Source organism: Indolivaga alginatilytica, assembly GCF_003201355.1.
GTDB classification, from domain to species: domain Bacteria; phylum Bacteroidota; class Bacteroidia; order Bacteroidales; family Dysgonomonadaceae; genus Dysgonomonas_A; species Dysgonomonas_A alginatilytica.
Genome location: NZ_QICL01000009.1, coordinates 16,470 through 31,194, shown reverse-complemented (window position 1 = coordinate 31,194; position 14,725 = coordinate 16,470). Strand labels below are relative to the sequence as shown.

Annotated in this window: 16 protein-coding genes; 13 read left to right on the top strand and 3 right to left on the bottom strand. The window is 35.8% G+C overall.

Annotated features, from left to right (window positions below; genetic code table 11):
- Positions 1–13 precede the first annotated feature (13 nt).
- The 3 genes from CLV62_RS08830 to porE form a co-directional block, all read right to left on the bottom strand.
- Positions 14–382: a BlaI/MecI/CopY family transcriptional regulator gene (locus CLV62_RS08830; protein ID WP_110310420.1), complete on the bottom strand. Its 369-nt coding sequence runs from the start codon at positions 380–382 to the stop codon at positions 14–16.
- Positions 383–476: 94 nt separating this feature from the next.
- Positions 477–1,376: a type IX secretion system protein PorD gene (porD, locus tag CLV62_RS08825; protein WP_110310419.1), complete on the bottom strand. Its 900-nt coding sequence runs from the start codon at positions 1,374–1,376 to the stop codon at positions 477–479.
- Positions 1,377–1,456: 80 nt separating this feature from the next.
- A complete protein-coding gene (gene porE / locus CLV62_RS08820; RefSeq protein ID WP_449389517.1) occupies positions 1,457–3,445 on the bottom strand; it encodes a PorE family type IX secretion system protein in 1,989 nt (662 codons plus the stop codon).
- A gap of 382 nt (positions 3,446–3,827) precedes the next feature.
- Here porE and CLV62_RS08815 point away from each other — a divergent pair, with 382 nt between their 5' ends.
- The 13 genes from CLV62_RS08815 (at position 3,828) to fmt (ending at position 14,704) form a co-directional block, all read left to right on the top strand.
- Complete coding sequence (locus CLV62_RS08815; protein WP_110310417.1) at positions 3,828–4,286, top strand: hypothetical protein; 459 nt, start codon at positions 3,828–3,830, stop codon at positions 4,284–4,286.
- Positions 4,287–4,305: 19 nt separating this feature from the next.
- On the top strand, positions 4,306–4,842 hold the full coding sequence (locus CLV62_RS08810) for a hypothetical protein (protein WP_110310416.1): 537 nt from the start codon (positions 4,306–4,308) through the stop codon (positions 4,840–4,842).
- Positions 4,843–5,007: 165 nt separating this feature from the next.
- A complete protein-coding gene (locus CLV62_RS08805; RefSeq protein WP_110310415.1) occupies positions 5,008–6,225 on the top strand; it encodes an HD domain-containing protein in 1,218 nt (405 codons plus the stop codon).
- A 92-nt stretch (positions 6,226–6,317) separates the two neighbouring features.
- Complete coding sequence (gene recR / locus CLV62_RS08800) at positions 6,318–6,941, top strand: recombination mediator RecR (protein WP_110310414.1); 624 nt, start codon at positions 6,318–6,320, stop codon at positions 6,939–6,941.
- A 104-nt stretch (positions 6,942–7,045) separates the two neighbouring features.
- The gene (locus CLV62_RS08795; protein ID WP_110310413.1) at positions 7,046–7,462 is read left to right on the top strand and encodes a hypothetical protein; all 417 of its coding nucleotides are present in this window, start codon (positions 7,046–7,048) and stop codon (positions 7,460–7,462) included.
- Positions 7,463–7,552: 90 nt separating this feature from the next.
- Positions 7,553–8,008, top strand: a complete 456-nt coding sequence (locus tag CLV62_RS08790; RefSeq protein WP_110310412.1) for a BT0820 family HAD-type phosphatase — start codon at positions 7,553–7,555, stop codon at positions 8,006–8,008.
- Positions 8,009–8,061: 53 nt separating this feature from the next.
- A complete protein-coding gene (locus tag CLV62_RS08785; protein WP_110310411.1) occupies positions 8,062–9,048 on the top strand; it encodes a glycosyltransferase family 2 protein in 987 nt (328 codons plus the stop codon).
- 221 nt (positions 9,049–9,269) lie between these two features.
- Complete coding sequence (locus CLV62_RS21495; protein WP_146212722.1) at positions 9,270–9,530, top strand: hypothetical protein; 261 nt, start codon at positions 9,270–9,272, stop codon at positions 9,528–9,530.
- A gap of 114 nt (positions 9,531–9,644) precedes the next feature.
- Positions 9,645–10,169: a GNAT family N-acetyltransferase gene (locus CLV62_RS08780; RefSeq protein WP_110310410.1), complete on the top strand. Its 525-nt coding sequence runs from the start codon at positions 9,645–9,647 to the stop codon at positions 10,167–10,169.
- Positions 10,170–10,527: 358 nt separating this feature from the next.
- The gene (locus CLV62_RS08775; RefSeq protein ID WP_110310409.1) at positions 10,528–11,091 is read left to right on the top strand and encodes an L-threonylcarbamoyladenylate synthase; all 564 of its coding nucleotides are present in this window, start codon (positions 10,528–10,530) and stop codon (positions 11,089–11,091) included.
- A 102-nt stretch (positions 11,092–11,193) separates the two neighbouring features.
- Complete coding sequence (locus tag CLV62_RS08770; protein ID WP_110310408.1) at positions 11,194–11,763, top strand: pentapeptide repeat-containing protein; 570 nt, start codon at positions 11,194–11,196, stop codon at positions 11,761–11,763.
- Positions 11,764–11,855: 92 nt separating this feature from the next.
- The gene (locus CLV62_RS08765) at positions 11,856–13,646 is read left to right on the top strand and encodes a chloride channel protein (RefSeq protein WP_110310407.1); all 1,791 of its coding nucleotides are present in this window, start codon (positions 11,856–11,858) and stop codon (positions 13,644–13,646) included.
- An 86-nt stretch (positions 13,647–13,732) separates the two neighbouring features.
- Positions 13,733–14,704 (top strand): methionyl-tRNA formyltransferase, encoded by a 972-nt coding sequence (gene fmt / locus CLV62_RS08760; protein ID WP_110310406.1) that lies wholly within the window; start codon positions 13,733–13,735, stop codon positions 14,702–14,704.
- The last annotated feature ends 21 nt before the right edge of the window (positions 14,705–14,725 follow it).

Here is a 14,725-nt window from a genome sequence, read left to right as displayed (position 1 = left end):
GTGCATAATTTTATTATTGGTCTTTTTTTCCCTCTTCTATCATCCGGATTATTTCTTCTAAATCCGAAGAAGATATTTTTTCCTCTTTAGCAAAGAAGGATACAAGCTCTTTGTATGAATTCTCAAAATAGCTTTTTACAACTCCCGACATAAATACTTTCTTATATTCGTCCTCTTCAACCCGAGGAGAATAAACATAAACATTAGCATATTTCTTAGAGTTCAAATATCCTTTTTGTTCCAGATTGCGAACTATTGATGCCACAGTAGTGTAAGGAGGCTTAGGTTCTTTCATTTCATTTACAATATCCTTGACAACGCATTCTTTTAATTGCCAGATATGTAACATTACGATTTCTTCCTGATGAGTTAATTTTTCCATACAACTATTTCATTTAAGTACATCTACTATTTTTTCGTAAATATACGCATATCTTTTATATGAGCAAGAAAAATGGATAAAAAAACAAGAATTCTTATTTTTTTATTTTATCCAGAATATATCTTTTTGTAGGAAAAATAGATTGAAGAATTTTATAAGCTTCCGCTTTTTCTTCGGTAGTAGCTTCCGAATAAATATTAATAAGCTCGTCCAGCTTAGTGTCACCATAAAAAGAGAGAATAGCCGATGCAGGTCGGGCTTTATAGATAGTTTGCAGATCGGGGACGGTCGCAATAACACCTGCGCGCCCACGACTCGGATTAGCAGCCATTTCATCCAAACCCTTACGATGAAAATTATACCACATGGAGTGAAATACCGAAGAACTCTCTTCCGTTAAAGCCAATGCTATGGCATATCTGTTGCGGTCTCCACCAAAAGGAGCCCATCCTTTAGCATTCAGCGATTGAGCAGCATTTACAATTTCCATTGCCTTCTCAAAGTAAGGTTTCCCCCCTTGCAAAGCAAAAGAATCAAAATCGAGCCCTAAAACAATATATGTATAATAAGCAATAACGGCTACCAGATTATTATTTACATTACTCTCTATATATTCGAGATTTTCACCCAACAAATAGCTGAACTCAAATTCGGTATCCCGAAAATTAAAAATAGGTGTATTATAGGTTGCATTGTAAACGGGTCGGTTGGCTATTATCTGAATTTCGCCCTTGTATGAATTCTCTTGTGGAATCTCACTCAATGTAATGAGTATGCTACCTTCAATTAATTCGTTCGAAGCAAAAGTAGCATCTGTCCATTTGCGGTCATTCACTAACTGATTCAGAACCTCTTCAATTTTAGTAAACACACTTTTATCTGTCGTCTGAATTTGGTTGCTATTCACCGTAACTTTCATATTCAGCTCCTGAGCCCTTACAAGACTGAAACCCGAAATGACCACAAATAATATATATACAAGTAGTTTTTTCATTTAATGATAATATAAGTAATGCTAACTATTTAATGCTATGTTTTACCATTAAAAAGGTCTGAGACCTTAAAAATGACAGTCTAACGCAGGTTATAATTGATAGACAATACTTTAAATTCAGTCCGTCTGTTTATCTGATCTGCTATCTCTTGTTGTTCAGGAGGTAACGCCAATATAAATTCTTCTGTCAACACATCTCCCACTTGTAGAAAATCGTATTTCTTGACAATACTCTTAGTAACAACTTTCGGTTGAAGCTTTCCATAACCCGCTACAGTCAGGCGATCTTTAGATATTCGGTGTGCAATCAAATAATCCACAACCGATTGTGCCCTGCGCTGCGATAATCGTTGATTATATTCCTGTGTTCCTTTACGGTCTGTATGTGCTGATAACTCAATAGTTACATTGGGGTTTATTTCCAACAGCTCAATCAGGTCATCCAGTTCTTTTTTTGATTCTTCTCTTAAAGCTGCCTTATCAAAATCATAGAATATATTTTCAAGTACAGCAGGTTTATTGATCGCATACATCACGAAATCAACATAATATATAGAGTCTTTTTCAGTTTCAACAGTTCGAAGACTCATTTTAGTATTAAGGTAACCTTCTGCACTTGCCAAAAACACGTAATTAACACCTCTTTGTACATCCAGACGATAAGTACCATTGGGCTTTCCTCCGAATTTTTCATTGGTACCGTCGTTTCCTACTACACGAATAATAGGATTAGGAACAAATTCATCGTCTTTATCGACTACAAAACCTTCTACAGCCACTCTTACAATAGGGTATTCAAAGGAATAAATATGATCTAATCCTCTTCCATCACCTCTGTTGGAACTGAAAAATCCGGCTTCCCTATCACCTTCAAATGTTAGCCCGAAATCATCAGCCTGCGAATTTATAGGAGAACCCATATTTTCGAGGTTCCATATTTTTGTTCTTTTACTTAGAGTTGCTTTAAAAATATCCAGTCCCCCCATCCCCGGATGTCCATCCGAAGAAAAATAAAACGTAGAATCAGTTCTTACATAAGGAAACATTTCATCCCCTGCCGTATTTATATCGGCTCCCATATTTTCGATATAACTGATCTCATCGCCAAACATACCTGCTCTCCAAATATCTTTTCCTCCATATCCACCGGGCATATCAGATACAAAATACAGAAAATCACCCGTAGGAGTAAGCGAGGGATGAGCATACATAGACATCGTATCAGCCAGAAGAGCTAGTTTCTCTCCCTTTCCGAAAGCACCATCGGCACGTTGAGCTTTATGGATTACAGCAGTAGTAGACCACCCTAGTTCTTGCTTACTAAATGTATAATACATTATATTACCACTTGCAGAGAAGGCAGGTGTACCCTCGTCAGCTTCTGTATTTATAGGTCCCGCCGATTCGGGTTTCATCCACTTTCCGTTTTCGTCTTTACGGGCAACAAAAATGTCATTGTTCTTCATTCCTGTTATAGTGCTTTTCTCATCACCCAGAACATTTTCCCGATTGGTCGTTATATAAATAAGATCGTAATCGGGAGGCAATAACATCGGACTGAATTCACCTCGAGGAGAATTAAAGACATCCATTTTTTTGACAATATATTTAGTCGGATTATTTTTCATATCCGTTGCCATTTCAGCACCTTTCAGTCCATTCAATGCAAATTGATTATCGGGCATCGTTTTCAGAAACAATTTATATTGCTCTATCGCTTGCTTATATTTAGCGTCTTTATGTAAAGTTCTCGCATATTGCAACCGGATTAAACTGTCGGTTGGATTGTATCGGATAGCATTCACATATGCGGCACTGGCCAATGCTACATTATTAATCAGACGAAAACTTTCTGCCTGACGATAAGCTACACGCCCCCTTAATTCTCTGTTTTTAGGAGGAGTCTTCCTATATATTTTACGATACATTGTTGCAGCTTCAAAATATTCCCCATTTTTGAAGTGGCGGTCAGCATCTGAAAGTTTAACCGGTTTACAGGAAAACATAAAAATTGCCGAGCCAAAAATAAAAAATAAAAAATAAGATATTAAGCTTTGCGGTTTTATCATCCTAAAATTCATAATAAGTAAATGAAAGTATTTAATGATATACTTCCGATTTATAACCAACTATTGCTATAATGCTTACCAAAGCAACAAAGAGGTCTACGACCTTAGCAATAAACAGGTCTGAGACCTTTAAATTATAATATACAATCACAAAGTTATAAATATTACTGATTTTCATTCTAAGGGATGCTCTTTTTTGAATAAAAATGCGTCAAAACAACATCTCTGATTATTTTAATTTTTGTAAGTCAAAGAGATAACTTATCTTTGCATAAGATTAAGGTTAAAGACCTTTTTATTACTTTAGTAAGCATAACGACAACTGATAGTTATAACTCTTGAATACGACATTAAATACTTTCTTTTACTCATCACAACATATATGAATAAATTTATTCTTTTCTGTATTTCTTTTACAGTTATTTTTGCATCTTGCAAATCGGGAGGCAGTAAGGATTTTAGCAATATATCCATTTTGGTTGACGAAGCAGAAGTTATTATCAACAAGTACGATAATAATGTACAAAGTGCTCTCGACAGCAAGAAATACGATTATATAAAGGTCGTTTCTCAGACAGCAATGGATTCTTCCAACGTAAAAATCAATGATCTCAAAAATCTGATTATACCTCCTCCTGCCGAGGAGTTACGAATTTCGGCTATAGCTTACATCAAATCTTTGCAAAAAATTATAAATGCACAGGAGATGTATACTACAATAACCGATACGACATCTACTAACACAGCTAAAGAACTCGACTCCAATTTTTTGGAAACCGTAGAGCATGCCAAAAGAATGCGTGATACCTATATAGGTAAATTAGACGCTCTCACAAACTAATTTTTATAAATAAAAAACGATGAAAAAATTATTATTCTTGCTTTTACCATTATCATTGATACTTACCTCCTGCGAAAAAAAAGTTGATCCTTTAGCTTATAATGAGCAATTGGTTGCATATTCGACGGAAGCTGATAATTATCTGGTGACTCTTGACAGCAAAATCGACGTATTTTTTGACAGTGAAGAATTTACAGCCGATGATATCGCTCAACTAAATGAGGGTATAAAAGAAGCCAAAGACAGTATTCAAAGCGATTTGGACAAAATAAAAGTATTGCCAAAAGCTGAAGGTGCTGATGATTTTTACAATACTACAATAGCATATGTAGAATCATTACTTACTCAGATAGACGTTTATAAAGAGCAATACTCCAAATTATCGAACGATATTTCTGAAGAGGAATTAGTGAAAATGGATGACATTATCAATAACTCACTAGCAAATACAGATGCAAAATTTGAAGATATGCAAAAGGCTCAGAGCGAATATGCAAAAGCAAACAATATCGATCTCAATACGCATGAACCTGCAACTTTAAACATTGTAGAATAAAAAGACTTAAATATTTTATACCTTTGAGCACAGATTTGGATTTCAAATCTGTGCTTTTTTTCATCTTAAGGTCTCTGACTTTTTTATAGCTTTGGCCGGGCTGACAACCGGAGGCAGTTATCGTGATAAAACATCGCATTAAATATTTAACATTACTTACGTACTGTGATAAAGAACAAACAAATAATAAATGATCCTGTTTTTGGCTTTATAACCATTCCGAATGAGTTTATATCGCAAATTATAAATCATCCATATTTGCAACGGCTCAGCAGGATAAAACAACTGGGCATGGCTTCCTTTGCTTACCCCGGTGCACAACATACCCGTTTTCATCACACACTGGGAGCCATGTACCTGATGCAGGAGGTTATTAATAACCTGAGATCGAAAGGTAATGAAATCACCTTGGAAGAAGAAAACGGAGCATTGGCATGTATACTCCTGCATGATGTAGGGCATGGTCCTTTCTCACATGTATTGGAACATACAATAGTTAATGGCATTTACCACGAAGAAATATCTCTTCGATTAATGCAAAAGCTGAATATTGAATTAGGAGGGAAACTTGATATCTGCATAGCTATATTCAAGAATGAATACCCGAAAGAATTTTTACACCAATTGGTAAGCGGACAACTGGATGTCGACAGGCTTGATTATTTGCGTCGCGATTGCTTTTTCACAGGTGTAAATGAAGGAAATATAGGTTCGGAGCGAATAATTCAGATTCTGGATGTACGAAATAATCAATTGGTAATAGAATCAAAAGGAGTTTACTCTATAGAAAATTTTCTTTTATCCAGACGATTGATGTATTGGCAGGTATATCACCATAAAACAGCTATCGGAGCAGAAAATGTATTAATCAGCACTTTGAAAAGGGCTAAAGAATTAACTAATAAAGGAGTAAAGCTTTTTGCCTCTCCTTCTTTAAGCTATTTTCTTACACAAAACATCCAAAAGAAGAATTTTGGAGATGAAGCCATCGAGCATTTTATAAATCTGGACGATTCGGATATTTGGTGTGCCCTTAAAGTTTGGATAAATTCGGATGATTTCCTTCTTTCGACATTAAGCCATGCTTTTGTTAACAGAGATTTGTTTAAAACAGAAATCCTGCAAGAACCGGCTTCCGAAGAGCATATAAATACATATATAAAAAAGTATATGGATAAATGGAATCTATCGGAAGAAGATGCTGCATATTTTGCATCATCACGAACTGTCACCACAGACATATACAATCTGAAAGACAATAGTATAGATATCCTTTATAAAAATGGTGAGATAAAAAGTATTTCGGATGCTTCCGATTTACTAAACATACAACTTCTCTCTAAAAAAGCAGAAAAGTATTATTTCTCCTATCTAAATATATAACTTTGTGGAATAAGACCTTTGATTTTATTATTGCTTTAGCTGGTAAAATAACAAAAGGCAAACTATACACTACTTAAAACAAGAGCTAATTAATGATTCAAAAATATCCTTCCGTATTATTAGAAAATGCGGTAAATGAATTTGCCAAGTTACCGGGTGTCGGTCGTAAAACCGCACTAAGGCTTGTGTTACATATGCTTCGACAGGATAACAAGACTGTAGAGAATTTTTCTTCTGCAATACTGACTCTTAAAAATGAGGTCAAATATTGCAAATCGTGTTATAATATTTCAGATGCCGATATCTGCCCTATTTGTTCAAACACGAGTCGCGATAGCTCTATTGTATGCGTCGTGGAGAACATCAAAGAAGTGATGGCTATCGAGAATACTTCTCAATTTAAAGGTCTGTATCATGTATTGGGTGGGATTATATCACCTATTGATGGTATCGGACCCGGAGATCTACAAATTGAAAGCCTTGTAAAACGTGTTGCCGAAGGACATATAAAAGAAATAATACTGGCATTGAGTACAACAATGGAAGGTGATACCACCAATTTCTATATTTATAAGAAACTGGCACCTTATAACATTAAGATATCGATGATAGCCAGAGGTATATCCATTGGCGACGAGATTGAATATGCCGATGAAGTTACGCTTGGCAGATCAATTATAAACAGAACTCTTTTCAACGAATCATTCAACCTATAAGGTCTCAGACCTATTTATTACTTCGGTAAGTATAATAGCGAGAGATAGTTGTAGTTCTAAAATCTAAAAATAAATATTTACTGTTACTTAAAATAGCCTCTAAAATGCTTGATAAAACACATAAGCAACTAAAACTTATCTATTGGAGCTGTGTTATAATTATGTTCATCGCTTTTGTGCTGGACGTACTATATACAAGTAAATATACGCTGCCAACCGAAAATACAGGGTTGGAACGGTGGGGAATAATTATCACTCTGGGAGGGATATTTGCATCTTTAAAGTTGCTTCATCCCCGATTGAATGAAAGTGATAAGACAGACACAGAAACGGCGCTGAGAAAATATTTCACGAAATATATTATTCGCCTTACTGCGTTGGTATCCGTATCGGTATTCAATCTTATCTGCTTGAATCTGACAGGCATCGAAAATTTCAGATATCTGGCTTTCCTCAGTGTATTTGCATTATTTTTGTGTGCCCCAAACAAAGCTCATATTGAAAGCGAAACTGAGATTTAAGACCATTACTTTGGCAGAGATTACCAAAGCTGTATAAATGATTAAAATAAAACACGAATAGTTTATTGTAACTTAATATCGATCGAATTTATGATTATTGCTGTTGATTTTGATGGAACAATTGTTGAACACGAGTACCCCAGATTAGGAGCTCCTATACCTTTTGCTATAGATACTTTATTGAAGCTTCAAAAAGATGGTCATGTGCTCATTTTATGGACTGTGAGAGATGGTGATCTGTTACAGGAAGCAATTGATTATTGTGCAAAAAAAGGTCTGACCTTCTTTGCCGCCAATAAAAACTATCCGGAAGAAGATCCAACGAGAGCATCCCGAAAGTTAACTGCGGAACTATTTATTGATGACCGCAATGTAGGGGGGTTACCCGATTGGGGTGTTATTTATAATGCTGTAAAGGCTGCGGAACGTGGCGAATTTTCTTTTGAACGGATCATGATGTCTGCCGGGGAGAATCAGCAAAGACGCCGCCGTAAAAAAAACTTCTTTATCCGCTTGGGTGAAATGTTTGAGCGTGACGGCTATTGAGGTCTCAGGTCTTCTTAATCAGCTTATCCTGGCATAACATGGACTGTAGTTAGATGAAATTATCCATTATTATTGTTAATTACAATGTAAAATATTTTCTGGAGCAATGTTTGAATTCTATTTTGGCTTCAAACATTGCTTTCAGCTATGAGATCATTATAGTCGACAATAATTCTACAGACGGATCTATTGAGTATTTGAAAAGTAATTTTGTACAATCAAATATCTATTTCATTGAAAACAAAACCAATCCGGGATTTTCAAAGGCGAATAATCAGGCTATAAAACGAGCTAAAGGGATGTACATTTTATTGTTGAATCCGGATACAATTGTTGGTGAAAATGTACTATCGAATGTTTGCCAGTTCATGGATTCTGAAACCCGATCAGGGGCTGTAGGTGTAAAGATGATAGACGGATCAGGGTGTTTTTTACCTGAATCTAAAAGAGGTTTTCCCTCTCCATGGGCTTCTTTCTGCAAAATATTCGGTCTCGCTGCTATATTCCCAAAGTCGTTTTTTTTCGGAGGATATAATTTATTATATTTGGATGAAGATAGTATGCATCAAATCCCGATATTGGCAGGAGCTTTTATGATGATACGAAAAGAAGCCTTAGACAAGGCTGGATTATTGGATGAAGCTTTTTTCATGTATGGTGAAGATATTGACTTATCGTATCGAATACAGGAGGCAGGATACAAAAATTACTATTTGCCCGAACGTATTATACACTACAAAGGAAAAAGCACCAATAAAGATGATGCAAAATATACAAGAGCTTTTTATGGAGCAATGCAGATTTTTTATAACAAATACTATCCTCAGAATAAGCTGTTTTATTTTTTTATTTCGGTCGGCATAAAAACCAAAATAGCGATTGAGCAAGTAGCAGGAAAATTTAAATCATTGAATAAAAACACTCTTACAGATAATATTGTAACATTTGATAAAAGCGACTTCAGTTACGAAGAGATAATTAATCAAATGGATAAGAGTAAAAGTAAAAACATACAATATAAAATAGGTACAATAAAATGAATAACTCGGATTAGTAGTTGGATGATGTAAAACGCTCATTTAATTTATTAATTCCCTACGCACAATCAAAGATTGTTTGTGTTCCTTTTGCCCAAATCCGCAAAAGGAACCAAAAAGTCTTTGCCGACCACTTACGGGTGTGATCCGTTAGCAACTTGCCGCCGGAATAAAATAAGCCGTCCTATCGGACTCTTTGTATTTTATTCTTATCGACTGCTTCGTTGAACGGATGCCTCACCCCCGAAGTTAATGTCGGCTTTGCTTACGCCCGTCAGGTTCTCCGACCTTGCCGGTTGCACGGGGTACCCGATGTGGGAAGAAAGCGTAAAAAACAAAAAGAAATCAAAGTCAAAAGAAATTTTTTGTTTTCGCTTTCAGATCACGTATCGGGTCGGGCAAAAGGCATAGTCTTGATCTTTTGTTTCGTTTTGCATCAAGGCAAAATGAAAGACAAACCCGATAGGGTGCGTCAGGAAAAATGAGCGTTTATTACTAACAATTCAACTACTGATTGGCTTAAATATCAAAAAAAGAAAACTAACTTTAAAGTAGAATAACCATAAAACACAATTCACCAAACAAATAATACAATTACTATGTTTCTTGAAAACGAAAAATTAAAACTCCGAGCTCTCGAACCTGAGGATTTGGAAGTTCTTTACAAGTGGGAAAATAATACCAACCTTTGGGTACATGGTAATACATTAACACCCTACTCTAAACTGGCATTAAGACAATATATATCAGAAACTCAACAACAGGATATATATGAAGCCAAACAACTGCGGTTTATGATAGAACTCAAAGCCACCAATACAGCCATCGGTACTATCGATTTATATGAGTTTGATTTCCATCACAGCCGCGCAGGAGTAGGAATTCTTATTGATGAAAACCACAGAAATAATAGTTATGCACTGCAAACTCTTGAGCTGATAAAAGAATATGTGTTTGCATTTTTGCACATTAAGCAAATATTTGCTTACATAACTACAGACAATTCTCAAAGTATACGACTTTTCGAAAAAGCAGGTTATAAACGTGCCGGAGAATTATTGGACTGGGTACATTACGATTCTATTTACAAAAACGTTTATATCTATCAACTGATAAATAACTAAAATACCAACTGTTGTATTTTCAGACGTAAATTCCGGGGGCAGAGCAGAGCCCTGCCCTTACTGGTAAATGCATCATTAGTTCTTAACAGTGGGTTATTTTATCTATCTATGTAAGGATCTGTCAACAGAAAACAGTAAAGGTTGACCTGAGTTCAAAAAACAGTAAACAAAGAGAAAATAAGACAGAAAAAAAGTGTTACTTTTGTCACTTTTGTAACCTTTTTAATTATTTAAAACTGATATACAACACATTAAATAATTCAAAAAAGTAACACTCAACAGTCACCTTTGTAACTTTATTGATTACTGATTGTAACTGTTGTCACCTTATTAAAAACCTTTATTCTCTGAATAAAAAATGAAAGAAGATATACAAAAAGCCTGTGAAGTGATGAATGCAGGAGGTATTATATTATACCCTACCGACACTATCTGGGGAATTGGCTGTGATGCAACCAACGAAGATGCAGTACGCAAGGTATACGAACTAAAAAAACGTTCGGATAGTAAATCAATGATTGTATTAATAGATGTTCCTGTAAAATTAGAATACTATCTGGATGAAGTACCCGATATGGCTTGGGATTTGATTGAAATTTCAGAGAAACCGCTCACCATTATTTATGATAAAGCTCGCTATGTAGCTCCAAATCTGATAGCAGATGATGGAACTCTGGCAATACGGGTTACTCAGGAAAAATTCTCACAAGAGCTATGTAAACGATTTCGCAAAGCCATTGTATCTACATCTGCAAATGTGAGTGGAGAACCTTCTCCTCAAAATTTTTCACAAATATCTGATGCCATCAAAAATGGTGTTGATTATATTGTCAGCTTCCGACAAGAGGAAACCTCTAATCCAAAACCTTCAAGTATCATTAAGTTAGGATTAGGCGGAGAAATTAAGGTGATTAGGGAATAATTCCATTTTAAGGTCTCAGACCTATTTGTTTCTTTGGTAAGTATAATAGCGAGAGATAGTTGTAAGGTTAAAAATAAATATTTATTGTTACTGATTAAGGATATGGGAAAAATTTACGAAAACCAAACGATAACACAAGGTACACTTCTTGAAGCAGGAATGTACGGCGTTGAATATTTCGAATGTACTATTGAAAGATGCAATCTGTTCGAACAACAACTAAACAATTGTATCTTCTCTAACTGTACATTCAAAGATTGCGATTTATCGATGTGCAAACTTAACAATACTCAAATGAACGATATTAGGTTTGAGAATTGCAAGCTTATGGGAGTAGACTTTAGCCGTTGTCCGGGTTTTCTGTTTGAAGTAAACTTTATCGATTGCATACTTGATTTTTGCTCATTCGAAAAACTCAAGATGGCAAACACATCTTTTCGGAAGTGTTCTATGAAGGGAGTTGATCTGGTAGGTACTCAGCTTCAAAACTCGCTTTTCCATCAAGTTAATTTAGAGGAAGCCATATTTACAAATACGAATCTGAAAGAAGCCAATTTAAGTACAGCCTATAACTTTACAATAAGTCCTACTCAAAACAATATAAAAAAGGCTGTATTTTCTGAAAATAACTTATCGGGGCTACTTCATGAGTTTGGTATCTCCATTGTTTAAACGGCTTCTGCATATTTTCGGAATTTGATCGTTTAAAAGCTTCTTTCTTTGTATTCTTATTTGTAAATTTGAGGTTCATAAGATTTATAGGTATGTCGGAGAAAAGCACTTTTAACAATTTTATAGCCTGGAAGAACAGGAATGTCAAAGAACAGCACTTTATTATTTTTCTAAGTTTTCTTGTTGGTATACTTACTTCTGCGGCAGCACTTATACTTAAAACAATAATTCATTTTATACAGCACGTTCTTACTGATAATTTCACTGATTCACATGTCAATTTTTTATATCTGATTTATCCCGTAGCAGGTATTCTCATAGCCGGACTTTTTGTAAAATATGTAGTGAGAGATGATATAAGTCATGGAGTAACCAAAATACTCTATGCCATATCTCAACGCAAAAGCTATATAAGAGCTCATAATATGTATACCTCTATCCTTGCCAGTTCTGTAACCATTGGTTTTGGGGGATCGGTCGGAGCAGAGGCACCCATTGTATTAACAGGTGCAGCCATCGGTTCAAACTTGGGTCGTGCTTTCAAAATAGAACAACGCCATTTAATGCTACTTATAGGTTGCGGTGCTGCCGGAGCTATTGCAGGTATCTTTAAGGCACCTATTGCAGGTCTGGTATTCGTTATCGAGGTATTGATGCTCGACTTAACAATGACTACCGTGCTTCCTCTATTGGTAACATCGGTTACTGCCGCTACCTTTGCTTACATGACTACAGGCACGGGGGCAATGTTCAGATATGCTTATGTAGAAATATTTCACCTTGAACGCATACCTTATGTAATTCTCTTAGGTATATTTTGCGGACTTGTCTCTTTATACTTTACCAGAGCAATGAATGCCATTGAAAATGTATTTCGAAAACTTAACTATTGGCAGAAATTCGCACTTGGAGCAAGTTTATTGAGTGTGCTTATTTTCCTATTCCCTCCTTTCTATGGTGAGGGTTATGATACTATAGATTCGTTATTAAGCGGTCTTAAAGACAATGAATCCATCATGAACGGTAGTCTGTTTTACCCTCTTAAAAATTCATCATGGGGAATTGTTGGGTTACTAGTTTCCTTACTTATATTTAAAGTATTTGCATCCAGTGCAACCAATGGTGGTGGTGGTACCGGTGGTATCTTTGCTCCATCGTTATTCTTGGGATGTATTGCAGGATTCGTATTTGCATATATATTGAACCATCTTCATTTATCACCATTTCTTCCTCACGAAAACTTTGCACTTATGGGCATGGCTGGAGTTATGGCCGGGGTTATGCATGCACCTTTAACCGGAACATTTCTGATAGCCGAACTAACCGGTGGTTACGAATTATTGCTTCCACTGCTGATCGTTTCTACGATCTCATATGCCACAATCAAATTATTTGAACCTCATAGTATATATGCCATGCGATTGGCTAAAAAAGGAGAGCTAATAACTCATCAAAAAGACAAAGCGGTATTGACTCTTATGGATTTAAAATCGCTTATAGAGCATAACTTCCAAGTCGTAAATCCGGATATGACTTTGGGTGATATGGTAAAGGTTATTACTCAATCATCAAGAAATATTTTCCCTGTGGTAGATAATGACGGGAAACTTGGTGGAGTTGTATTAATTGATAACATACGGAATATTATGTTCCGACCCGAGTTATATGATAAGTTTAAGATTACCCGCTTTTTGGTATCTCCTCCTGCCGTCATCAGTATCAATATGCACATGGAAGAAATCATGTCGCTCTTTGATAAAACAAAGGCTTGGAATCTTCCTGTTATTGACGAGAACGGTAAATATATGGGATTTGTATCCAAATCGAGCATTTTGAATAACTATCGTAAGGTATTAGTTGATAATTTCTCTGAACGTGATTAAGGTCACAGACCTTTTTATTGCTTAGGTAAGCAGGACAATAGAAGCCTGTCATAAATTAAGATATAAAAGATATTTACGAAATATTAATGGATAAAAAAGATTTACGAATCGTCTTTATGGGTACACCAGACTTTGCTGTGGCAAGTTTGCGTGTATTGGTTGAGAATAACTATAATGTAGTAGGAGTTATAACCATGCCCGACAAACCAAGTGGCAGAGGGCATAAAATACAACATTCGGCTGTAAAACAATATGCATTAGAGCAGAACCTACCTATTCTTCAACCCGAAAAGCTAAAGAACGAAAACTTTATAGAAGAGCTAAAGACTTTAAGAGCCGATCTTCAAATTGTAGTAGCATTCAGAATGTTACCAGAGGTAATTTGGGATATGCCACGCCTTGGAACATTCAACCTACATGCCTCTTTATTACCTCAGTACAGAGGTGCAGCGCCTATTAACTGGGCAATTATCAACGGCGAAAAAGAAACGGGAGCAACTACATTCTTCTTGACACACGAAATTGATACAGGTAAGATAATAGCACAAGAACGCATTCCTATTGGAGAGTCGGACAATGTAGGTAAGATACATGACGAGCTAATGAACATGGGTGCAAAACTTGTACAAAAAACTGTTGACTTACTTCTCGAAGATAAAGTAGACGCTATCCCTCAAGAGCAATTCTTCAATAATGAAGCTGACCTCAAATCTGCGCCGAAGATATTTAAAGAAACATGTCGCATAGACTGGAATAAGCCTGTTGAGCAGATATATAATCACATTAGGGGACTATCTCCCTACCCTGTTGCTTGGACTGAACTATATACTATTGGAGAAGAGCCGATAGCAGCAAAAATATATTCAGCCAATAAAATTCAGACCGAAGGACAACTTCCTGTAGGTAGCATATCTACGGATAATAAAACGTATTTGCAAATTGCATGTATGGGAGGAGCTATTGAAGTCAAAGAGATACAATTACCGGGAAAAAAGGCTATGAAAATAGACGAACTCCTTAGAGGCTACAAATTTCAGGAAGGAAGTTATTTTAAATAAGACTACATATACAAACTAATA

Excerpts from the sequence above, each read along its gene's own strand:
- CLV62_RS08815 (WP_110310417.1), top strand. The coding sequence starts at position 3,828 with ATGAATAAATTTATTCTTTTCTGTATTTCTTTTACAGTTATTTTTGCA.
- CLV62_RS08775 (WP_110310409.1), top strand. The coding sequence starts at position 10,528 with ATGAAAGAAGATATACAAAAAGCCTGTGAAGTGATGAATGCAGGAGGT.
- CLV62_RS08785 (WP_110310411.1), top strand. The coding sequence starts at position 8,062 with ATGAAATTATCCATTATTATTGTTAATTACAATGTAAAATATTTTCTG.
- CLV62_RS08790 (WP_110310412.1), top strand. The coding sequence starts at position 7,553 with ATGATTATTGCTGTTGATTTTGATGGAACAATTGTTGAACACGAGTAC.
- CLV62_RS08830 (WP_110310420.1), bottom strand. The coding sequence starts at position 382 with ATGGAAAAATTAACTCATCAGGAAGAAATCGTAATGTTACATATCTGG.
- porD (WP_110310419.1), bottom strand. The coding sequence starts at position 1,376 with ATGAAAAAACTACTTGTATATATATTATTTGTGGTCATTTCGGGTTTC.
- CLV62_RS08770 (WP_110310408.1), top strand. The coding sequence starts at position 11,194 with ATGGGAAAAATTTACGAAAACCAAACGATAACACAAGGTACACTTCTT.
- CLV62_RS08765 (WP_110310407.1), top strand. The coding sequence starts at position 11,856 with ATGTCGGAGAAAAGCACTTTTAACAATTTTATAGCCTGGAAGAACAGG.
- CLV62_RS08810 (WP_110310416.1), top strand. The coding sequence starts at position 4,306 with ATGAAAAAATTATTATTCTTGCTTTTACCATTATCATTGATACTTACC.
- CLV62_RS08780 (WP_110310410.1), top strand. The coding sequence starts at position 9,645 with ATGTTTCTTGAAAACGAAAAATTAAAACTCCGAGCTCTCGAACCTGAG.
- fmt (WP_110310406.1), top strand. The coding sequence starts at position 13,733 with ATGGATAAAAAAGATTTACGAATCGTCTTTATGGGTACACCAGACTTT.
- recR (WP_110310414.1), top strand. The coding sequence starts at position 6,318 with ATGATTCAAAAATATCCTTCCGTATTATTAGAAAATGCGGTAAATGAA.
- porE (WP_449389517.1), bottom strand. The coding sequence starts at position 3,445 with ATGATAAAACCGCAAAGCTTAATATCTTATTTTTTATTTTTTATTTTT.
- CLV62_RS08795 (WP_110310413.1), top strand. The coding sequence starts at position 7,046 with ATGCTTGATAAAACACATAAGCAACTAAAACTTATCTATTGGAGCTGT.